This is a genomic window from Aliirhizobium sp. YIM B11859 (assembly GCF_057163345.1).
This window is the reverse complement of record NZ_JBXHAY010000008.1, coordinates 112,712-132,791: the sequence shown is the minus strand read 5'-3', so window position 1 is coordinate 132,791 and position 20,080 is coordinate 112,712. Positions and strand designations below refer to the sequence as shown.

Genomic DNA, 20,080 nt, shown 5'->3' with positions numbered 1-20,080 from the left:
CTTGAAAATGTCCGCCAATGATAACCGTCAAACGCCAGCCGAGCCGTTACGCGAACAGGCGGTTCAAGATCTCAAGTCGCAGCTTGCCAGATTGGGGCGTGCGGTCAAAGAGGCAAGCGGCATTGTCGAGGAGCTGAAATACGGCTCCGGTAAAGAAATCGGCGAGCCTTTCAGCAAGAATTCTTTTCCGGACACCTAGTCTTCAGCTTCCCGCTTCCCGCTTCCCGCTTGCCGTTTGGCAAAGAACTGCGCCTGCCTTCGTGGCTCCGCCAATAATTCATCCGAAAAGGATAGGTGTTCTCACCGCCAGATATCGATGACATCGACCAGCGCACCCTGTTCGATTTGAGTAATCTCCGGGGGAAGGATGATCAGCACTTCGGTGTTGGCCAAATCGTTAAAGCTCGCAGAGCCTTGAACCGTCAGCGGGATGACCTGCAAATTCTGCTGCACGGGATCTTCGTGGAAGCGTCCCATCAAGACCTGGGCGATACCGGATTTTTTGACTTGCCGGGTCGCGATCGGAAGCCGCAAACGATCCTGTCCAGCCGACCGACCTTGAAGGCGGTCAATGATGAAACGTCCGATGATCGCAAATCCGCTTGCCGCTGCGACCGGATTTCCGGGAAGGAGAAGGATCGGGCAATGGTCGATATCGCCGAAGCCAACGGGTTTGCCCGGCCGCATGTCGAGTTTCCAGAATTCGAGGTATCCGCGTTTTCTAACTGCTTCGGCAAGATGATCGGCAAATCCGGCAGATGCACCGCCCGACGAAACGATGAAATCGTGGTCTGCGGCAGCCGCAACCAGAGCCGAGACAATCAGGCCGGGATCGTCGCGGACAATGCCCAGATCGGTCACCTCAGCGCCGGCATTTTCCAGCAGGATGGAGAGCATCGGCCGGTTGGTATCGTAGATTTCTCCCCTCGAAAGCGGGCGGGGATCATCAACCAGTTCGTCACCGGTGGAGAGTAGTGCCACCTTGGGCCGGACATAGACCGCGATCGAGCGGATGCCGAGAGCAATCAACAGCGCCATATGACCTGCGTTGATGCGGGTGCCCTCTCTCAGGACCGGCGCTCCCTCCATGACGTCTTCGCCGACCTGCCTGATATGCGCCTTTCCGTGCTTCGGGACCTTGAACCGAACCTGGCTGCCGGTTACCTCGGCCAACTCCTGGATGACAACGCGCTCACTTCCCTCAGGAACGATCGCACCGGTCATCACCCGAGCCGTCTCCCCGGCTTTAAGCTGCGACGCCACAACGGGGCCGGCGGCTATGACCTCGGAAAGCTTGAGGAGCGCAAGCCCGTCTGGACCGAGATCGGCGGAGCGCACAGCAAATCCATCCATGGCCGCGCTATCAAAGCGCGGAAGCGAGACCGGGGCTAGAATGTTTTCTGCCAAGACGCGACCGAGCGTGCTCCGCACCGGGCATTGCGTGGTTTGTCTGGCACGCTCCAGATAGCTTTCGATAAAGGAGAGCGCCTGTTGAAGGGTGCGTGGGCTTTCGCTCTTCATGGCATTTCCTCACCGGATGATGTTTTGCAGGCCGTAAGCATTGTAGGCCATGCCCAAAGATTGCCGCGCATGCCGTGGTTACAGCAAGCTCTCGTGATCCTACTGGATCTTGCCAGTCCTTTAGGCAAGAAGTAGCGTGATATTTCATGAAATATAACGCTTGGACGACCATGAATCTCCTCTCATTCACAAGATGCTTGTGAGTCCAGCTAGGCATGCGCAAGCGTTGGCAGATGCCGACCCGGCGGTCGTCTCATCGGCCGGATGGCGGCCATCACGTTTTCGTGCAGCTGTAACCGGGATCGGTTGGCCACCGTATTGCAATCTGAGACCTCGACCTTTGGGAGATAGGCACATGCTCAGTAGACGTTTTTTCCTGACCACGGCTGCGTCACTTGTGGTCATTGCAAGGCATGCCGATGCCGCGACGCCCGCCGGCAATTTCCCCGTCAGTCATACCGATGCGGAATGGCGCAAGATCCTGACTGCGGACCAGTACAATATCTTGCGTCAGGAAGGGACGGAATATCCTAACGCCAGCGCACTTTTGAATGAGCATCGCAAGGGCCTGTTTTCGTGTGCCGGCTGCGATCAGGACGTCTTTTCCTCCGACACGAAATTCGACAGCGGTACCGGCTGGCCAAGTTTCTGGGCGCCGATCGACAACGCTGTCGGCGTCACGCGGGATATATCCTTCAACATGGTCCGCGATGCTGTCCACTGTAACCGATGCGGCGGCCACCTCGGTCATGTCTTCAATGACGGTCCGAAGCCGACAGGGCTTCGTTACTGCATGAACGGCCTGGCTATGAAATTCAGGGCCATGACCGCCTGAAGACGGTCGGCTAGACCCATTTCGATTTTGAAAGCCTGAAACAATGCTGCTTTTCATCCTCGCCTATTTCGGCGGTGTGCTGACGATCGTCAGCCCGTGCATTCTGCCTGTTTTGCCTTTCGTCTTTGCGCGGGCCGGGCAACCTTTCCTGCGCAGCACGCTGCCGATGCTGGTCGGCATGGCGGTAACTTTCGCCGGGGTTGCAACTTTGGCGGCTGTTGGCGGTGGTTGGGCCGTAGAGGCAAATGAATACGGGCGCTACGCGGCAATGCTGTTGTTGGCCGCTTTCGGCATTATCCTGCTGTTTCCGCCGGTGGCCGATCATCTGACCCGGCCGCTGGTCGCTCTCGGCGCAAGACTTTCCGAACATGCCGATAGCGAGCAACGTTCCGGCGGCGGCGGGATATGGTCATCGCTTCTTCTCGGCGCGGCGACAGGGCTTTTGTGGGCGCCTTGCGCCGGACCGGTGCTCGGGCTCATTCTGACGGGTGCCGCGCTACAGGGCGCAAATGTCGGCACGACCATTCTGCTTGCCGCCTACGCGCTCGGTGCAGCGACCTCGCTTGCGCTTGCGCTTCTGGTGGGCGGGCGAGCCTACCGGGCCATGAAGCGATCGCTTGGGGCCGGTGAATGGTTGCGGCGCGGTGTCGGCGCTGCCGTGCTTGTCGCTGTCGTTGCAATCTTTTTCGGCGCCGATACGGGCTTTCTGACACGCGTATCGCTGCAGAGCACCGCGTCGCTGGAGCAGAGCCTGATCGACAGGCTACAGCCTCAGGCCGGTCTCGGTGGCAATCCGGCAGCGATGCAGCCGTCGATGACCATGCAAGGCGGCCAGGATGGCGGGCAGGGCGCGGCGATGAAGCCTTCCATGACGATGCAGGCCAATGGTGGCGCGATGATGAGTGCCAACAACAACCAGATGATGATGTCGGGAAGTAACCCAGCCATGATGTCCGGCAACAGCCCCGCGATGATGAGCGGTAATCCGGCGACGATGGTGCAGGCGAAGCCGGCAGTTGAGACGGCGCAGGTATTGCCGGTGGAGGCTGTCGCTCCGTCGCTCGATGGTGCGGTCCAGTGGTTGAATTCAACGCCGCTCTCGATGCAGCAGTTGAAGGGCAAGGTGGTGCTTGTCGACTTCTGGACCTATTCCTGCATTAACTGCCTTCGCGCCATTCCCTATGTTCGCGCCTGGGCTGAAAAATACAAGGATCAGGGGCTCGTGGTGATCGGCGTGCATGCGCCGGAATTCGCCTTCGAGAAGCGGGTCGACAACGTCACGCAGGCGATCAATGATCTGAAGATCGATTATCCGGTTGCGGTCGACAATGACTATGCCATCTGGCGCGCGTTCAACAACCAGTATTGGCCGGCGCATTATTTCATCGACGCAGAGGGTAGGATCCGCCATCACCATTTCGGCGAAGGCGATTACGATCAGTCGGAGCGTGTCATTCAACAGCTGCTGGCCGAGGCGGGTTCGACAAATGTCGCGGGCGGCATCGTCGATGTGAAGGCGACCGGCGCAGAAGCCGCTTCCGACGAGACAGATGTCCAGTCGCCGGAAACCTATCTCGGATATCTCCGGAGCCGGAATTTCGTCGGCACGGACGGCACGACGAACGATGCCGCGCATGATTATACGGCGGAGAAACCACGCCGGAACGAATGGGGCCTCACCGGCAGCTGGACCGTCGGGCCCGAAAGAGCCATGCTGTCCGGCGGCAATGGAAGCATCTATTATCGCTTTCACGCGCGTGACCTGCATCTTGTCCTCGGACCGGATGCCGACGGAAAACCGATCCGTTTCAAGTTGACTGTCGATGGCAAGCCGCCCGGCGACAATCATGGCGTCGATACCGATGCCGACGGCAACGGCGTCGTTACCAATCAGCGTCTTTATCAGCTCGTGCGCCAGAGTGGTGCGGTGGGCGACCATGTTTTCGAAATCCGCTTCCTTGACCCCGGCCTGGAAGCCTACGCATTCACCTTCGGTTGAGGAGACCTTGTGATGTATTGCAAAAACAGCATTCCACTTGCCCTGTCCGTGTTTGGCCTCCTGCTGGCCGGATCAGCCGCCCGCGCGGAGGAGGGGATATCCATTCCGCCGCCCGCGATCGAGGAGGCTGCAACTTCGGGCCCGTCCGAGACAGCTATCTTTGCCGGTGGCTGCTTCTGGGGCGTGCAGGGTGTCTTCCAGCATATCGAAGGCGTCACCAATGCGGTTTCCGGTTATACCGGTGGCGCCAGGGAGACGGCGCAATACGAGGCGGTTGGCTCAGGCCGCACCGGCCACGCGGAATCGGTTCGCGTCACCTTCGATCCGAAGAAGGTCACCTACGGCCATTTGCTGCAGGTCTATTTCTCGGTTGCCCATGATCCGACCCAGTTGAACCGTCAGGGTCCGGATACAGGCACGCAGTATCGTTCGACGATCTTTCCAACGAACGACGAGCAGGTCACGGTGGCAAAGGCCTATATCGCCCAGCTCAACAAGGCGAAGGTGTTCGATGCGGCAATCGTCACCACGATCGAACCGGGCAAGTCCTTTTATCCGGCCGAAGCCTATCACCAGGATTTTCTGACCAACAACCCGACCTATCCCTACATCGTCTATAACGACCTACCGAAGATCGACAATCTTAAGAGGCTGTTCCCGAAGGATTTCAGGGCAACGCCGGTTCTGGTTGCGCAGAACGGGCTCTGACTTAAGGAGCGGATCCTCTGGCTGTGCCGGTCAGAAGGGCTGGAAAGATTTCCTGCTTGGTCAGCGGCGCCAGCACGATATTTCCCGGATCGGCTGGTGATATCCAGCGGATCTCCTCGATCTCGGCCGAAGCTTCGATCGGTCGATGATCGAGATCTATCCGAAAGACGTCGGCGACGACCTTGTGCCCCGGCTCGTTGGCAGCCGGAGCCTTGAATTGTCCCATCGGCATAAAGGCGCCTTCTGCAACACTGAGATCCAGTTCCTCGGCAAGTTCTCGAACAAGTGCCGCCTGAGGCGTTTCGCCCGGTTCGATCTTTCCACCCGCCTGCATGAAGGCGGAGGTGCCGCGCTTGCGCACTACAAGTGCCATGCCATCGGGGCGAAGGATGAGGGCGGCAACAATCCGGATCGTCTTTTCCATGCGCCCGATCAAGACCGGATTCGTCCGGAGCCGCAATCAAAAAAATGCGTCGCGCAGGTCAGTTGGCGTGCTAGATCCGACGAACTTAACAAGTAAGACGCATTCAGAAAGGGAGTGACCATGTTCCAGGCAGAGACGATCGATACTGCCGACAAGGCGGAGTTCTACCGCCAGCTGGTCCAACAGCTGCAAGGCCTTTTCGACGGCGAGACGGACATGATCGCCAATGCCGCCAACATGTCGGCATTGATCTATCAGATGCTGCCAGATCTCAACTGGGCGGGCGTATATCTGTTGAAAGGCGAGCAACTGGTGCTTGGCCCATTCCAGGGCAAACCGGCCTGCGTTCGTATCCCTGTCGGACGCGGTGTCTGCGGCACAGCCATCGAGCGCAGGTCATCCGTGCTGGTCGAGGATGTGCATGCTTTTCCAGGGCATATCGCTTGTGACGAAGCCTCTCGTTCAGAACTCGTCGTGCCGATTTTTCGTCACGGCGCGGCGATCGGCGTCCTTGATCTGGACAGCCCGCTTCCGTCGCGGTTCGATATGGAAGATCAGACGGGCATGGAACGTCTGGTGGAGATTTTTGCCACGTCATTCGCATGACGTAGCATTCCGCCGGATGACCAGATGCCTTGGCTGAAACACATCACGAAGTCGGGCTGCCTTGGTGGTCGAATGAAAGATCCCGTGTCGATGCAGACTTCAGCTTTTGACTTGAGCAAGGATGCGAGGTCCCGGCTGACACTCGCCTGGCAGTTTATTCTGGCCGGGCTGCTTGTCCTGCTCATTGGAATGTTCATCATCGGATACTGGGTAAGCACGACCATCGAACGAGGCTTCGTACAGGACAGGGCCGATTCAACGGCCCTGTTCGTCGACAGCATCGTCTCGCCACTGGCGCAGGATCTTGGGACCGGCGTGACGTTGGGTCGCGAAAACGAGCTTACCTTGTCGAAGGCCATCAACAACGGGCCGCTGGCGGAGCGAATTTTTTCGTTCAAGATCTGGACACGCGACGCGACGGTCGCCTTCAGCAGCGATCCGGCGCTGATCGGAAAAACCTTTGCGTTGCGATCACCTCTGAATATCGCTTTGAACGGATCGGTTTCTGCGGAATTCGACGAGCTGGAAGGCGAGGAACATCTCGTCGAGAAAGAAACCGGGCATGCCTTCCTCGAGATTTACAGTCCAATCCGGGATGCGAAGACCGGCAGGGTGATCGGAGCTGCGGAGTTTTATGAGCCGACCAGCGCGTTTCTGGCCGAGCTTCGACAGCTGCATTTCACCAGCTGGCTGGTTGTCTCGGGTGTGACGGCCGGAATGCTCGCTCTTCTCTTCGTCATCGTCGCGCGCGGTAGCGGGGAAATAGAAAGACAGCGGAGGCGGCTTGATAATCAGGTTGCTGAATTGTCCCGCCTTCTCGCCAGCAATACGCTTCTTCGCAACCGGGTCGATCAGGCCGCACAACGCACGGTGACACTCAATGAACGTTATTTGAGGCGTATTTCCGCGGACCTTCATGATGGCCCCACGCAACTCCTGGCCTTCGTTGTCCTTCGCCTGGAGGCGATAAGGAAGGGGAAGGGGCGTGACGACGATCAGGCGCTCGTCATGAAGTCGGTTATCGATGCGATGGATGAGATCCGAAGCATTTGCCGCGGCCTGCAGCTTCCCGAACTTGAGAGCCTGACCGGCAGCGAGGTCGCCTGGCGCGCGATCCGGGCACATGAGCTTTACTCGGGGGCGACAATCGAGGCTACTATTGACGAGGTCGAAGTGAGGAGCCACGGCACAAAGATCTGTATCTACCGCTTCCTGCAGGAAGCGCTTAGCAATGCCTCGAGGCATTCCAATGCCATGCGAATAAAAGCTTCACTTGAAGCCGTTGACGGGCTGCTTGTCTTGCAGGTCGAAGATGATGGGCAGGGCCTGACACAACGGACGGACGACGGAGGGCAGGGTTTGGCCGGATTGAAGGAACGTGCGGCAAGTCTTGGCGGGGATCTTGAGGTTCTAGCCAATCCGGCCGGTGGGACGATTTTGCGGATGACACTCCCATGAGTATTGCAGCAAGCGGCACCGAAGTCCTGCGTGTTTCGATCGTGGACGACCATCCCATGTTCAGAATGGGCGTCGTGCGAGGCCTTGAGGACGAGGGCGGCATTGAGGTCGTGGGCGAAGGCGCAACGGCTGCGGATGCCTTGTCGATATTTGAGCAATGGCGGCCTGACGTCAGTATCCTCGATCTTTCCATGCCTGGCGGTGGGCATGTTGCAATCAACGCCATAAGGCAAATCGCAGAGGATGCCTTGATTGTCGTCCTGACCGCTTCCGAGCAGGAAGCGGATGTCTTCGACGCGATAAAAGCTGGAGCGAGTGGATATGTCTTGAAGGGCATCGAAGCTGGAGACCTCGCCAGCGTGTTGCGGAGCGTGGTCGATGGGCAGACCTATGTTTCCGCGGGGATTGCGTCGCGTGTGCTGGCAGCCATGCAAAATACGGTGTCGCCGCTGAAGGAGGCTTCGGCTGCCAGTCCGGCTCGACCGGAAATGCCTCATCTGACCCCGAGGGAAGAGCAGATCCTGTCACTTGTTGCCGAGGGGAAAAGCAACAAGGAGATAGGGCGCTTCCTTTCGCTGCAGGAAAAATCGATCAAGCATGTCATGACGCGAATTCTGAAAAAACTTCAGGCCCGCAACAGGACGGAAGCTGCCCTTCAGATGCGCGATTGGCAGCGCAGTGCCGGCCCCAAATAAGGGAGTGGGCATCCCGGTTGGCATCGTACGGACCTAGGTCCGCATAGCCTGGCACCCGACATGAAGATAAGTGGAGTTTTGTCGACAGGATTTTACTCGATCGAGCTTGTCCGCATCGCACCAGATTCGGGAACACATTGATCAAAGTCGTTCCTGCCCACTTGCTATCGGGAGTTTTCAATGACCACTCGCGCCTTTCTGACTTCAGCATTTCTCGCCGCTACGATGCTTTCCGCCCCGGCTGTGGCGTCGGCCGCAGAGATCAACCTCTACACGACACGCGAACCTGCTTTGATTGCACCGCTTCTGGAGGCCTATACCAAGGCGACGGATACCAAGGTCAATACCGTGTTTCTCAAGGACGGCCTTGCTGAACGCGTCGCATCCGAGGGGGCAAGCTCGCCGGCCGACATCCTGATGGTTGTCGATGCGGGGAACCTCGTCGATCTCGCTGAAAAGGGTGTAACGCAGCCGATCGAGTCTTCGGTGCTGAACGGCGCCATTCCGGCCGAGTTGCGGGACGGTAAAGGCCATTGGTTCGGCCTCTCCTATCGTGCCCGCGTACTCTATGTGGCCAAGGATCTCGAACTTGCTTCCTTCAACTATGAGGATCTGGCAGATCCCAAGTGGAAAGGTAAAGTCTGCATCCGCTCTGGCCAGCATCCCTATAATACCGCACTTTTTGCCGATTACATCGCCCATTACGGGGCGGAAGAAACCGAAAAGTGGCTGACCGGCATGAAGGCCAATCTGGCGCGCAAGGCCGCCGGCGGCGACCGCGATGCGGCCAAGGACATTCTCGGAGGTATCTGCGATATCGGCGTCGCCAATTCCTATTATGTCGGCCTGATGAAGTCCGGCAAGGGCGGCGAGGAACAGGTCAAATGGGCTGATGCCATCAAGGTCGTGCTACCAACCTTCAAGGATGGCGGGACACAGGTGAATATCAGCGGCGCAGCTGTCGCCAAGAATTCGCCGAACAAGGCCGAAGCCGTAAAATTCCTGGAATATCTCGTTTCCGACGAGGCCCAGAAAATCTATGCGCAAGCCAATTACGAGTATCCGGTCAAGGCTGGTGTAGCGGCCGATCCGATCATCGCTTCCTTCGGCGAGCTGAAGATCGACAACAAGCCGCTTGCTGAAATCGTCAGTCACCGCAAGCAGGCAAGCGAACTGGTCGACAAGGTCAGCTTCGACAACTGATCAATGCCGAAGGCGTCCTGAAAAAAACGGGACGCCTTCCATCCGCCATATCATGGATATGTCTATGCCTGCCCGCAAATCGATCGCTGGCCCGTCGGTCGTCAGTCATGCTGGCCGTGCCGGCAGAAACTGGCTTGTCTTTTCCGCCATTGCTGCGCTGATCGTCATCCTGCCGGTTGCAGGCCTGGCCCTGGAGGCGCTGAAGGGGTCTTCGGGGCTCTGGGGACATCTTTTCTCCAGCATTCTGCCCGCGGCATTGGTCGATACCGTCATCCTGCTCGTCGGAGTGGGTGCGGTAACCGCCACGCTCGGCACCACAACCGCCTGGCTGGTGAGCGCCTATGAGTTTCCAGGGCGGCGCGTGCTGGAATGGGCCCTGCTGCTGCCGCTTGCCGTGCCGACCTACATCATCGCCTATGCCTATCTCGACATCCTGCATCCGATCGGATCCGTGCAGGGCGCCATCCGCTGGCTGCTGGGTTACGAGACGCCACGCCAGTTTCGCCTGCCGGACATCCGCTCGATGACAGGCTGCATCCTTCTCCTCGGTTTCGTTCTTTATCCCTACGTCTATATTCCGACGCGGGCGATGTTCCTGACCCAGTCGGGCAATCTCGTGGATGCCGCCCGTACGCTGGGCATTTCCCGCAACGCAGTGTTCTGGCGTGTCGCCTTGCCATTGGCGCGGCCTGCCGTCGCCGTCGGCATCGCGCTTGCGCTGATGGAGACACTGAACGATGTCGGTGCCGCGGAATTTCTCGGGGTACGGACGCTGACGGTTTCGATCTATACGACATGGATCACCCGGAGCGATCTGCCGGGCGCGGCGCAGATCGCGCTTGCCTTGCTCTCGATCGTGGTTGCTCTGGTGGTTCTGGAGCGCTGGGCACGGCGCAAGCAACATTATGAGACGGATGCAAGGCGCAGCCGTGGTCTCGCATATCGGAAGGTAGGCCGGCTGAAAGGTTTGCTGCTTCTTTGCGCGGGCGCAATTCCGATCCTGCTGGGTTTCGTCGCGCCCACATTCTATCTGACGACCGAAGCCTGGAAACGGTATCAGTTCGCCGGCCTTTCGCGGCGTTTTCTCGATGAGGCCGTCAGCTCGATAACTTTTGCGACATCGGCGACGGTGGTCACGATTTCTCTGGGGCTCGTTGTCGCCTACGCCACTCGCCTTCGCCCCGGAAAGGTGTCTTTCACATTGCTTCGCCTTTCGACGGTGGGATATGCGGCGCCCGGTACGGTCGTCGCCATCGGTGTCCTGATCGTCCTTGCCGGCGCCGATCGTATGATCGACCGGGCCGCGCTCGACTGGTTTGGTGTCTCGACCGGGCTTTTGTTCATGGGATCGGGAGCGGCGGTGGTCTATGCACTGACGGTGCGCTTCCTGGCGATTTCTGCCGGAGGCATCGAGGCGGGCCTGTCACGCATCCCCATGTCGTTTGATCACGCATCGCGTACGCTCGGGCAATCGGCGGCCGGTACATTCCGGCATGTACATCTGCCGCTGTCGAAAGCCGCCATCTCGGCGGCGGCCCTGCTGGTCTTCGTCGATTGCATCAAGGAACTGCCGGCGACACTGTTGCTGCGGCCGCTCAATATCGAAACCTTCGCGACGCATCTCTATGGCGAAGCGGCACGAGGCACCTATGAGGAAGCGTCGATTGCGGCACTGGCCATCGTTGTCATCAGCGTCCTGCCCGTCATTCTGTTGTCGCGGGTCGGGCGGGAACGACAGTCTTCATAGCGCCGGTGTTGTCCACCGAAGTGGCTGCCCCGGGTTCACGAACAACACCGTCGATGATCTGGATTGGTAGGAAGAATGATAGCGGAAACCACAAGAATGGCTCTTCGCCTCGACAACGTCGGACGGGATTTCGGTGCCAATGCGGCTGTTCGTAACCTGTCTCTCACGGTCGAGCGGGGTGAGATCGTCGCGCTGGTCGGGCATTCCGGTTGCGGAAAATCGACGCTGCTTCGCATCATTGCCGGCGTCGAAAAGGTCGACGCGGGCCGGGTTCTGATCAACGACAGGGTGGTGGATGGCCCGAATTTTGTCGAGCCCGAACTGCGGAGCGTGGGAATGGTTTTCCAGGACTATGCGCTCTTCCCGCATCTGAGCGTCTACGACAACATCCTGTTCGGGCTGAAGAAACGACCTCGGCCTGTTGCCGCGGAAATGGCAGCCGATGTGATCCGGCTTGTCGGTATCGCTGACCTGGTAGACCGGTTTCCTCACGCGCTCTCCGGTGGCGAGCAGCAGCGCGTGGCGCTCGCCCGCGCGCTTGCTCCCCAACCAGACATCGTGCTGATGGACGAACCATTTTCCAACCTCGATCAGGGACTGCGGGAGCGTGTGCGAAACGATACTCTGTCATTGCTCCGCTCTCTGGGCGCGACGGTGATCATCGTGACGCATGATCCGCAGGAGGCTCTCTCTTCGGGAGACCGGGTCGTGCTGATGCGATCGGGAGAGGTCGTGCAGTCGGGGCTGCCGGTCGATCTTTATCAGCACCCGCAGAGCGGCTATGTCGCCGAATTTTTCTGCGGCTGCACCCGGATATCGGGGCGCTATGATCAAAGTCATGTCGATACGGTGCTTGGACGTTTTGCGCATCCCGGTTCCGGGCAGCCTGGTGGTTCGTGCACCGTCTACATTCGACCGAATGCCATCCGGATCTCACCCGAGGACGGCGAGATCGCGGCCTCAATTGTCGAACGGGCTTTTCTGGGCGATCGCGAACGGCTGCTCCTGCAAGTCGATGGAGTGGAAGCAGTGCTCACGGCGGAAATATCCGAACCGTTGCGGAGCGATGTCACGGCGATCCGAATGACGATCATCCCTGAAAAGATATTCGTGTACTGAAACAACGGCATTTCTGGCGGATCGCCGACAATTGCGCCAAGCCTTTGTCAAAGTGCGTTTGTGATTCCGGATCTATCGAGACGGTGAGGTTGCTCGCACCCAGCCGGAATGGATATCGATCATAAAACCATATGTTTTCTCGCTGCCCTTGCCGCAGATTTCGCGTCGACTGCCGTGCCAGCTTTGCAGGCGATGGCTTAGCCACCGGTTCGCCTGCCACATGAGATCAATTTACTTCAAGTCGACCTACAGAGCCTGCCATTTTTGAGAAATTGTATCAGCCCAAGTAGAAGACGTGGGAGCAGGCATGTCTCGCTCGGAATTTTCATAGTGGCGCAAAGAATTTTAATATAATCAGCAGCTTAAGGGATGTATGTAGCGCACTCCCACGGAACGGTAGATCTCAGAAAGCATGTCGGCCAATTCAAAAAGGAATGGCAACGTCACTTTGGGACGGACGATGTCAGTCGGAGTTTCTTATTCCATCAAGGGCAAAATCGCGTTCACTGAAATCTTTAAAAGCAGCTAAAAGTTGCTGCGGGTGAGAGCATCCAGCAACAAGGATGCGCCACGGAAACTCGTCGGATAAACTTCGTACCTCGAGAAGCTCAGAATATGCTTCTCTCTATAAGCGTGCAAGAAGTCCCGATAGCCCGGAGCGATCCGATCGAGGTCGGTGAAGATCGACTGCGGCGATCCGCCGTTTTCGGGCAGATAGGTGGTGACGATCATATCTGCATCGATCTCGCCCAGCAGTTCGGCGCCTATCCGCATTCGGCTTTGTCCGGGCGCCACGCTATCGCTTAGAGGAATGCGCCGTAAATCGAGATCGTCGAGCACTTTCGTCAGCACGCCATATTCTTTCATGACGGTCAACGACCCGTCGCGGCCATCGACCAGAATGGCCGCATAGGTTTTTCCGGACGCAGAGCCAAGCCTTGCGCGTGCGGACGCCAAGTGCCGGTCATAGTCGGCTTTCAGCGCATCAAAGCGTTGCTCCTTGCCGATCCAGCCTGCAAATTCGCGATAGAGTTCAAACGGCGGCCGGCCGTTTTCCGGATTGAACATCAGCACCGGTGCAATCGAGGAAAGCTGATCCGTCAGGGCGGCAAAATCGCCGGTATTGGCAACGATGAGGTCGGGTTTCAATGCACGGATGCGCTCCAGGTCCGGTTTGCCATGCAGGGAGGCGAGCGCTATCTGGTCGAAGGTCAGGCCGAACAGTTCGCGCGCGCCGCGCATGAACGGCTGGCCGCCGGGATCAGCGCGACCGATGCTGGCGATCAGCGGTGCCTCAAGCTCCGTCGCCATCACTGTCAGTGTCCAGTCATGCAGTGACAGGATGCGCTGCGGATGATCAGGAACCTCGACTACCCGGCGCTCATGATCAATGACGCTACGGGCAAGTGCCGGGGCGGCAAGCGCAAACAACATGGCCCACGCCAGTGTGCAGATGAGAACGATGATGCGCATCGGAAAACCTCCTATCGGCGTGATGTCGCCAGGCGGGCGACGATGAGAAAGGTAATAACGCCGGTCAGCGAGACGAGAATGCCAGCCGGGACAACGAGGGGCAGAAACAGCGTGCGCCCGACGGTATCGGCAGCGAGAAGAAGGATCGCTCCACAGGTCATGCTGACTGGCAGTGCGTCTTCCGGCCGCTCGCCCACCAGTTTCCGCGCCACATGCGCAGCGATCAGGCCGAGAAACGCGATCGGCCCGATGATCGTCACGACCGGCGCGACGAGGGCGGCGGCGAGAAGCGTCAGCAGCAGCGCGAGTTTTTGCGATGAGGCGCCGATTGCCGCGGCCTGCTCTTGGCCGAGCAACAGCGGGCTTGCCTTGCGCGCTGTCGCCAAGGTCAACGGAATAAGCGGTAATGCCCATAGCCCGATCATCGTGGCGCTGTCGGCGGACGCTACAGTCAGGGACCCGTGCGCCCAGGCAAGCCAGCGGGAGAATTGCAGGATACCGCCTTCGACCATGACGATCTCGACCAACGCGCCAAGCACGATGCTGACTGCCAGCCCGACAAGGATCAGCCCGGTAGAGGAAGCGAGCCGATAGGCGAGTGAGAGCACGAGGATCGCCGTCGCCAGCCCACCGGTCAGGCCGGCGACCGCCAGCCATTGCGGCGGCAGGCCGAAAAGAGCTGTTCCGAGCACGATCGAGGCCATGGTCCCCTGCGAAATACCAAGCAGACCGGGATCGGCAAGCCCGTTGCGGGACACAATCTGCAGGAGATGTCCGGATGCGGCGATCATCGCGCCGCCGAGGATGGCAATCGCGATGCGCGGCCAGCGCAGCAGCAATATGGCAGAGGTTTCACTATCGGCATCGACGAAGGGGGCGAGCCAGCGGAGCATTTCCCCTAACGACAAGGCGGTTGATCCGAGATTGAGCGCAAGCAGTGCAATGGCCAGCAGCAGAAGGAGGAGGCCGAGCAGGATACCGGCAGCGCGCAACCGGATCGGTAGATGGACATACTGTCCGATGCTAAGCACCAGGTTTTGCTTCATGCCCGCCGCCGCAATGTCGAGAGAATGAGCATCAGGAAGGCGATCCCGCCGCACAGCGCCATCACCGTGCCGACATTGAGCAGCTTTGGGGCCAATATGGTGCGGGCGACGATATCGGTGGCGATGACGATCGCGGCCCCCAGCACGGCGCAGAACGTCATGGCGATACGGCCGCTGTCGCCGATCAGCATCCGCGTCATGTGCGGGGCGACAAGGCCGACAAAGCCGATGGGCCCGACTATGCAGACCGCCGAGATCGCCAGCGGAATGGCGACGCCAAGGCTCGCCCATTGCACGATGCGCGGATCGGCGCCGAGGCTTGCAGCCTGTTCGCCGCCGAGCGACAGGAGATCGAGCGACCGCGACAGGAGAAGGCTTAACGCAATGCCGACTGCGCCTATCGGCCAGAGGGCGGCCAGCGGTTGATAGTCGAAATTGCCGATATCGCCGACCAGCCAACTCATCTGGTCGTCGAAGCGTTCGGGGTCGAGCGAGATGATAAAGGTTGTGGCGGCAGAAAACAGCGTCGCCGTCATCGCCCCGCCGAGCACCAGAGACAGGTGATCGCGGCCGCCCTGTCTGATGAGCCCGGCCGCCAGAAAAGCCGTGCCGATGGCGGCAGAGCCACCGAACAGCGCGGGCCAGAATAGCTGCGCGCCGGTCAGGCCGAAGACATAGATGCCGAGCACGACGAAGCTGACCGCGCCGCTGTTGATGCCGAGTGTCGAGGGGGAGACGAGGCCGTTGCGTAACACTTTCTGCAACAACAGGCCGGATACCGACAGCACCGCGCCGGCATAGAATGCGACGGCCAGGCGCGTCAGCCGCTGCTGAACAATCACCACGTGCTGGTAGTTTCTCCGATCGTAGTCAAAAAAAGCCTGGATGACGAGCGACGGCGGGGAGCGCCGCGCGCCGGAGACGAGATGCAGGCCGGCCAGTAGCAGAACAACGGATAGCAGCAGTGCAAGCCGCACGCCCGGCCTCATCGCAGCGCTCCTTCCGGCAGATGCACGATAGCGCGGCCGAACGGCATGGCGACCGTGCGGATGCCGTAGACCGCCTCCACCGTCTCGACCGTCAGCACGTCCACGGGGCTGCCGTCAGCGATGACCCGGCCCTCCGCCATCAGCACGATCCGGTCTGCATAAAGGCTCGCCTGGGTCAGATCATGCAGCACCGCCACCACTGCACGGCCCGATAGGGCCTGTGATCTCGCCACGTCGAGAAGCGCATATTGATGTTTCAGGTCGAGATGGTTGGTCGGTTCGTCGAGCAGCAGGATGTCAGCATCCTGTGCGAGCGTCATCGCCATGCGGCAGCGCTGCAATTGGCCTCCCGACAACTCGCCAATGCGACGGTCGGCAAGCATCTCGATCTCCATCCGGCGCATTGCCGCATCGACATGCCTGCGGTCTTCCGGCGTATCTCGCCGCAGCCAGCCCTCGTGGGCGAAACGACCGAGGCCGACGAGATCGCGCACGACCATGTCTTCGGGTGCCTCGTTGGATTGCGACAGCATTGCCAGCTGTCGCGCCAGATGGCGGCGGCGGATCGAGGCAACTGATCTGCCGCCCAGCAGAACCTGTCCTGATGATGGCCGGGCAAAGCCAGCCATCAGCTTGAGGATTGTGCTCTTGCCGCAGCCATTCGGCCCCACGACGGCAAGGAATTCGCCGAAGCGTACGTTGAAAGAGACGTCGTCCAGCACCGGCTGCGGCCCATAACCGAAACTTAGCCGGATGAGCCGCAGGGCAGGGTCGTCCGGTTTCGAACCGCTTTCCACCACGACGTCAGAAGCTCGCCTTGAGGGAGGCCATGACGTTGATCGGTTTTCCGGCATAATTGTCCGTCCGGCTTGCGGTCGTCTCGATATAGCGCTGGTTGGTGAGGTTGCGGCCCATCAGCGAGAAATCCAGATGTTCGTTGATCTTGTAGGCAAGCGAGGCATCAACGCGGTAATAGCCATCAACAAAGAAGCTGTTGTCGAGGTCGCCAGTGCGCTTGCCGACGGCAGTGATGCCCGTGCCGAGCTTCAATCCTTCCAGCTTGCCGTCCTGGAATTCGTAGGTCGTCCATAGGCTTCCGCTCCAATGCGGCGTGCCGATCAGGCGGTTGCCGACGATCGATGCGTCGCTGTCCTTCGTTACCTCGGCATCGAGATAGCCGAGCGAAGCGATCACCTGCCAGCCGGGAGTGATTTCGCCAGTCACGTCCAATTCGAAACCGCGCGAGCGCTGCTGGCCAGTGAGGCGGGAATAATCTTCGCCCGGCACGGAAACGGCGACATTGTTTTTGGTGATCTGGAACACAGAAATCGTGGCAGAGAGCCGATCGGGAATGATTTCTGCCTTTACGCCGGCCTCGATCTGCCAGCCTTTTTCCGGATCAAGCGGAGTGTTGCCTTCGCCAAGCCCGCTTTGCGGCATGAAACTCGTGGCATAGCTGGTATAGAAGGATAGAGCATCCACCGGTTGGTAAACAACGCCCGCCCGCCAAGTCAGCGCACCATCATCCATCGACGGCGTGGGATCGCCGCTGCGCGTTTCGGTTTCCTGGTCGAAGTAGTCGTATCGCAGGCCGGCGAGCAGCTTCCATCGGTCGGTCAGATCGACCTGATCCTGTAGGTAAACCGAGGTGGCGGTCATGTCCTGGGTATAGTCCAATAGGCCGCTTGTCTCTGTCATCGGCGCGCCATAGACGGGATCGTAGATGTCGATCGAGGCAATCTTGCCGCGTTCCCGCCAGAAGTCGAGGCTGGAGCGGACGTGCTCGACGCCCGCCAGCACGGTGTGGCCGATCTCGCCGGTATCGAAGGTCATGACAGTCTCGAACTGCAAATCGAGATTGCTGAGGTCTTGGGTGCGGTCGTTGTAACGGCGATTGAGTGTGCGCCCGTCGGCCTCAAGGCTCTGGAGATCGATGCCAAGGTCATGTGCCAGTGACCGTGTGTAGCGTACGGAGCTGCGGAATTTCAGCCAGTCGAGCGCCTGATGTTCTGCCGTCAACGCAACCTGGGTCTTATGGCTGTTGACCATTGACCAGTCTTCGCCGAGGAACCGGTCATAGGGAAGGTGGATCTTGTTATCGCTACTGACGATAAGGCCGCGGTCGTAGGGCTGGTCCTGGTGGGTATGATTGACGCTGACGCTGACCTTGGTATCGGTGTCCGGCGACCATTGCAGCACACCACCGACATATTGACGTGTGCTGGCCCGCCTTTCGTCGACGAAACCCTGATCATACTGGGCTGCGCCGGTAATCCGCCCGGTTAATGTGCCATCTTCGTTGAGAGGGCCGCTGGCCGTTGCTTCGGCACGACGGAAGCCATAGCTGCCGATCTGCGTCTTGGCTTCCGCCGTCAGCTCTTCGGTAGGCTGGCGGGTGACGACATTGATCAGCCCGCCCGGCTGGCCACGGCCATAGAGCACGGATGCCGGTCCTTTCAGGACCTCGACCCTTTCGATGCCGGCCATATCAGGTTCGGTGCTGTATTCCGGATTGTTTGCCGCCCCATCAAGCATCACGCCATCGACGGCATAGCTGTTGGAGGTGAAGCCGCGGGACATGTAGGACGAGGCGCGGTTAGCGGATGTTGCGCTTTCGCGAACGTTCGAGACGTTTTCCAGCGCTTCGGTCATGCTCGTCGCTTGCTGGTCTTCGAGAACGCTACGCTTCACTACCTGGATCGACTGCGGCACATCGCGCAGCGGCGTGTCAGTCTTGGTGCCAACCGAACTTTCCGTCGCGTCATAGCTTCCCGGCGCATCGCCGCTGTCGAGGACTATCGGCTGAAGGTCTGTCGCATCATTTCTCCCAGCGGACGCGCCAGGAGCGACGATCGTAATCGTGTCATTTGCGCCGAACATGTAACCTAGCTCCGTTCCGAACAGGAGCTGCTGCAGGGCCTGCCGGTCAGTTAACTGACCCTGGATGGCGCTGCTGCGGGCATTCGCGGGCAGGCTGCCATCATAAACGATATTGGCGCCGGTCACGGCGGAATAGCGGACGAGGGCGGAAGCGACGGATTGGCTTGGAATGCTGAATGAATGGGAGGCATTCGCATCCTGCGCCTTGCCCGCCGCTGCTGTTGCAAGCCAGCCCAGCATAAACAGCGCGGTGCCCTTTGCCAGCATGTTGCCGTGAAATTCGATCTTACGCGTCATTCTCGTTTGCCCCCGCAAATACCTGTTCTTCCGGCTCCTCCCAAAGCCGGCTTTGTGTTTGACGATCCGCGGATCGAAAAACCTGAGTGTTGCGGTAAATTATTTTCTGGCGGAGACCAGCGTCAGCAGTGGCGTGTAGTTCTGCAGCGAGATCGGCAGACCTTGGGTCAGTGTGGTGTCGATGCCAGCAATATCGTTGACGTCAAGAATGGCTGTCACTTTGCGCGCCGCAAGCGTCCGGTCGACGATGATAAGCCGCCCGTTGCGCCAGCGGTTTACCTCGGCAACGACTTCGCCGAGCGGCCTTGCCAGAAACACCAGCTGTCGGTCGCGCCATCTTACCCGGTTTTCCGCGTCGCCCTTGGCAATAGTGCCGAGCACGCCGCCCTGCCAGTCGACCGCGTCGCCCTGCGCAAGATCGACGGTCCTGCCGTTCGCTTCGACCCGGACGTTATGCTCGGTGACGGCAACACTGGTTCGCTCTGGCGCGATGGAGACAGAATAAGCCGTGCCGAGTGCGGTTGCAGTCAGGCCGGCAGCCTCCACAACGAAGGGGCGGGCGCCGTCGGCAGTGACAGAGAAATAGGCTTCGCCGCCACGCAGCACGATGCGGCGGGAGGACTGGCTGAAATGGACCGAGATGGCCGAGGCAGCGCCGAGTTCTACGCGCGACCCGTCGGCCAGCGTGACACTGCGGATTTCACCGGTCCCGGTGGAGAAGTCCGGCCGATTGGCGACCGTCCAGCCCGTGGCACTCGTGCCAGCCAAAAGGATGATGCCGCTCGTTACCTTCAGGAAACCACGTCGAGAGGCGGCGCCTTCGGCAAGGTCCGGTTCCATAGCTGCCTGCGTCCACAGCCGTTCCATCCGGGCATAGGCCTGCGCATTACGCTCGTCGGCGATGAGCCAGGCGCGGAACCGTTCGTAATCTGCAGGCGGGGTATCCTCATCGAGAAGACGCGCGAACCAGGTGGCCGCCTGGTGGGCCCGGTCTGAAAAGCCGGTCTCTGGCTGACTGTCGGGAAGCTCTTCCATGGCGTGTCTCGGGATTTTTGAAGTTGCTGTGTCCTGCCATAGACG

The 20,080-nt window shown here is 59.6% G+C and carries 18 protein-coding genes; 10 read left to right on the top strand and 8 right to left on the bottom strand.

What is annotated here, in order from left to right:
- The first annotated feature begins 7 nt into the window (after positions 1-7).
- Positions 8-199: a hypothetical protein gene (locus AC2GXZ_RS25825; protein WP_483762103.1), complete on the top strand. Its 192-nt coding sequence runs from the start codon at positions 8-10 to the stop codon at positions 197-199.
- A gap of 101 nt (positions 200-300) precedes the next feature.
- On the opposite strand, the gene AC2GXZ_RS25820 is transcribed toward AC2GXZ_RS25825, so the two are convergent.
- The gene (locus AC2GXZ_RS25820; RefSeq protein WP_483762102.1) at positions 301-1,521 is read right to left on the bottom strand and encodes a molybdopterin molybdotransferase MoeA; all 1,221 of its coding nucleotides are present in this window, start codon (positions 1,519-1,521) and stop codon (positions 301-303) included.
- A gap of 355 nt (positions 1,522-1,876) precedes the next feature.
- On the opposite strand from AC2GXZ_RS25820, the gene msrB reads away from it, so the two are divergent.
- The 3 genes from msrB to msrA are packed head-to-tail and all read left to right on the top strand — an operon-like array spanning position 1,877 to position 5,063.
- Complete coding sequence (gene msrB, locus AC2GXZ_RS25815; RefSeq protein WP_483762101.1) at positions 1,877-2,356, top strand: peptide-methionine (R)-S-oxide reductase MsrB; 480 nt, start codon at positions 1,877-1,879, stop codon at positions 2,354-2,356.
- A gap of 43 nt (positions 2,357-2,399) precedes the next feature.
- Positions 2,400-4,355 (top strand): cytochrome c biogenesis protein DipZ, encoded by a 1,956-nt coding sequence (locus AC2GXZ_RS25810; protein WP_483762100.1) that lies wholly within the window; start codon positions 2,400-2,402, stop codon positions 4,353-4,355.
- A 12-nt stretch (positions 4,356-4,367) separates the two neighbouring features.
- Complete coding sequence (gene msrA / locus AC2GXZ_RS25805; protein ID WP_483762099.1) at positions 4,368-5,063, top strand: peptide-methionine (S)-S-oxide reductase MsrA; 696 nt, start codon at positions 4,368-4,370, stop codon at positions 5,061-5,063.
- A 1-nt stretch (position 5,064) separates the two neighbouring features.
- Here msrA and AC2GXZ_RS25800 read toward each other — a convergent pair whose 3' ends face one another.
- Positions 5,065-5,487 (bottom strand): NUDIX hydrolase, encoded by a 423-nt coding sequence (locus AC2GXZ_RS25800; protein ID WP_483762098.1) that lies wholly within the window; start codon positions 5,485-5,487, stop codon positions 5,065-5,067.
- Between the two features lie 120 nt (positions 5,488-5,607).
- On the opposite strand from AC2GXZ_RS25800, the gene AC2GXZ_RS25795 reads away from it, so the two are divergent.
- From AC2GXZ_RS25795 to AC2GXZ_RS25770, 6 genes are all read left to right on the top strand, one after another.
- On the top strand, positions 5,608-6,093 hold the full coding sequence (locus AC2GXZ_RS25795; protein ID WP_483762097.1) for a GAF domain-containing protein: 486 nt from the start codon (positions 5,608-5,610) through the stop codon (positions 6,091-6,093).
- Positions 6,094-6,165: 72 nt separating this feature from the next.
- Positions 6,166-7,551 (top strand): sensor histidine kinase, encoded by a 1,386-nt coding sequence (locus AC2GXZ_RS25790; protein ID WP_483762096.1) that lies wholly within the window; start codon positions 6,166-6,168, stop codon positions 7,549-7,551.
- Positions 7,548-8,246, top strand: a complete 699-nt coding sequence (locus AC2GXZ_RS25785; RefSeq protein ID WP_483762095.1) for a response regulator — start codon at positions 7,548-7,550, stop codon at positions 8,244-8,246. The genes AC2GXZ_RS25790 and AC2GXZ_RS25785 overlap by 4 nt, the downstream gene beginning before the upstream one ends.
- 225 nt (positions 8,247-8,471) lie before the next feature.
- Complete coding sequence (locus AC2GXZ_RS25780) at positions 8,472-9,449, top strand: extracellular solute-binding protein (protein ID WP_483762231.1); 978 nt, start codon at positions 8,472-8,474, stop codon at positions 9,447-9,449.
- 58 nt (positions 9,450-9,507) lie between these two features.
- Positions 9,508-11,196, top strand: coding sequence for an ABC transporter permease (locus AC2GXZ_RS25775; RefSeq protein ID WP_483762230.1), 1,689 nt, complete (start codon positions 9,508-9,510; stop codon positions 11,194-11,196).
- A gap of 96 nt (positions 11,197-11,292) precedes the next feature.
- Entirely contained in the window at positions 11,293-12,315 is a 1,023-nt protein-coding gene (locus AC2GXZ_RS25770; RefSeq protein WP_483762094.1) for an ABC transporter ATP-binding protein, read from the top strand.
- A 525-nt stretch (positions 12,316-12,840) separates the two neighbouring features.
- Here AC2GXZ_RS25770 and AC2GXZ_RS25765 read toward each other — a convergent pair.
- The 6 genes from AC2GXZ_RS25765 to AC2GXZ_RS25740 form a co-directional block, all read right to left on the bottom strand.
- Complete coding sequence (locus AC2GXZ_RS25765; RefSeq protein ID WP_483762093.1) at positions 12,841-13,788, bottom strand: ABC transporter substrate-binding protein; 948 nt, start codon at positions 13,786-13,788, stop codon at positions 12,841-12,843.
- A gap of 11 nt (positions 13,789-13,799) precedes the next feature.
- Complete coding sequence (locus AC2GXZ_RS25760; protein ID WP_483762092.1) at positions 13,800-14,834, bottom strand: FecCD family ABC transporter permease; 1,035 nt, start codon at positions 14,832-14,834, stop codon at positions 13,800-13,802.
- Positions 14,831-15,823: a FecCD family ABC transporter permease gene (locus AC2GXZ_RS25755; protein ID WP_483762091.1), complete on the bottom strand. Its 993-nt coding sequence runs from the start codon at positions 15,821-15,823 to the stop codon at positions 14,831-14,833. Before AC2GXZ_RS25755 ends, AC2GXZ_RS25760 begins: the two co-directional genes overlap by 4 nt.
- A complete protein-coding gene (locus AC2GXZ_RS25750; protein ID WP_483762090.1) occupies positions 15,820-16,620 on the bottom strand; it encodes an ABC transporter ATP-binding protein in 801 nt (266 codons plus the stop codon). Before AC2GXZ_RS25750 ends, AC2GXZ_RS25755 begins: the two co-directional genes overlap by 4 nt.
- 7 nt (positions 16,621-16,627) lie before the next feature.
- Entirely contained in the window at positions 16,628-19,000 is a 2,373-nt protein-coding gene (locus AC2GXZ_RS25745) for a TonB-dependent siderophore receptor (RefSeq protein WP_483762089.1), read from the bottom strand.
- A 99-nt stretch (positions 19,001-19,099) separates the two neighbouring features.
- Positions 19,100-20,035: a FecR family protein gene (locus tag AC2GXZ_RS25740; protein WP_483762088.1), complete on the bottom strand. Its 936-nt coding sequence runs from the start codon at positions 20,033-20,035 to the stop codon at positions 19,100-19,102.
- Between the last annotated feature and the right edge of the window lie 45 nt (positions 20,036-20,080).

Excerpts from the sequence above, each read along its gene's own strand:
- AC2GXZ_RS25775 (WP_483762230.1), top strand. The coding sequence starts at position 9,508 with ATGTCTATGCCTGCCCGCAAATCGATCGCTGGCCCGTCGGTCGTCAGT.
- msrA (WP_483762099.1), top strand. The coding sequence starts at position 4,368 with ATGTATTGCAAAAACAGCATTCCACTTGCCCTGTCCGTGTTTGGCCTC.
- AC2GXZ_RS25755 (WP_483762091.1), bottom strand. The coding sequence starts at position 15,823 with ATGAGGCCGGGCGTGCGGCTTGCACTGCTGCTATCCGTTGTTCTGCTA.
- AC2GXZ_RS25740 (WP_483762088.1), bottom strand. The coding sequence starts at position 20,035 with ATGGAAGAGCTTCCCGACAGTCAGCCAGAGACCGGCTTTTCAGACCGG.
- AC2GXZ_RS25820 (WP_483762102.1), bottom strand. The coding sequence starts at position 1,521 with ATGAAGAGCGAAAGCCCACGCACCCTTCAACAGGCGCTCTCCTTTATC.
- AC2GXZ_RS25795 (WP_483762097.1), top strand. The coding sequence starts at position 5,608 with ATGTTCCAGGCAGAGACGATCGATACTGCCGACAAGGCGGAGTTCTAC.
- AC2GXZ_RS25770 (WP_483762094.1), top strand. The coding sequence starts at position 11,293 with ATGGCTCTTCGCCTCGACAACGTCGGACGGGATTTCGGTGCCAATGCG.
- AC2GXZ_RS25800 (WP_483762098.1), bottom strand. The coding sequence starts at position 5,487 with ATGGAAAAGACGATCCGGATTGTTGCCGCCCTCATCCTTCGCCCCGAT.
- AC2GXZ_RS25760 (WP_483762092.1), bottom strand. The coding sequence starts at position 14,834 with ATGAAGCAAAACCTGGTGCTTAGCATCGGACAGTATGTCCATCTACCG.
- AC2GXZ_RS25810 (WP_483762100.1), top strand. The coding sequence starts at position 2,400 with ATGCTGCTTTTCATCCTCGCCTATTTCGGCGGTGTGCTGACGATCGTC.
- AC2GXZ_RS25765 (WP_483762093.1), bottom strand. The coding sequence starts at position 13,788 with ATGCGCATCATCGTTCTCATCTGCACACTGGCGTGGGCCATGTTGTTT.
- AC2GXZ_RS25825 (WP_483762103.1), top strand. The coding sequence starts at position 8 with ATGTCCGCCAATGATAACCGTCAAACGCCAGCCGAGCCGTTACGCGAA.
- msrB (WP_483762101.1), top strand. The coding sequence starts at position 1,877 with ATGCTCAGTAGACGTTTTTTCCTGACCACGGCTGCGTCACTTGTGGTC.
- AC2GXZ_RS25780 (WP_483762231.1), top strand. The coding sequence starts at position 8,472 with ATGCTTTCCGCCCCGGCTGTGGCGTCGGCCGCAGAGATCAACCTCTAC.
- AC2GXZ_RS25790 (WP_483762096.1), top strand. The coding sequence starts at position 6,166 with ATGAAAGATCCCGTGTCGATGCAGACTTCAGCTTTTGACTTGAGCAAG.
- AC2GXZ_RS25745 (WP_483762089.1), bottom strand. The coding sequence starts at position 19,000 with ATGACGCGTAAGATCGAATTTCACGGCAACATGCTGGCAAAGGGCACC.
- AC2GXZ_RS25785 (WP_483762095.1), top strand. The coding sequence starts at position 7,548 with ATGAGTATTGCAGCAAGCGGCACCGAAGTCCTGCGTGTTTCGATCGTG.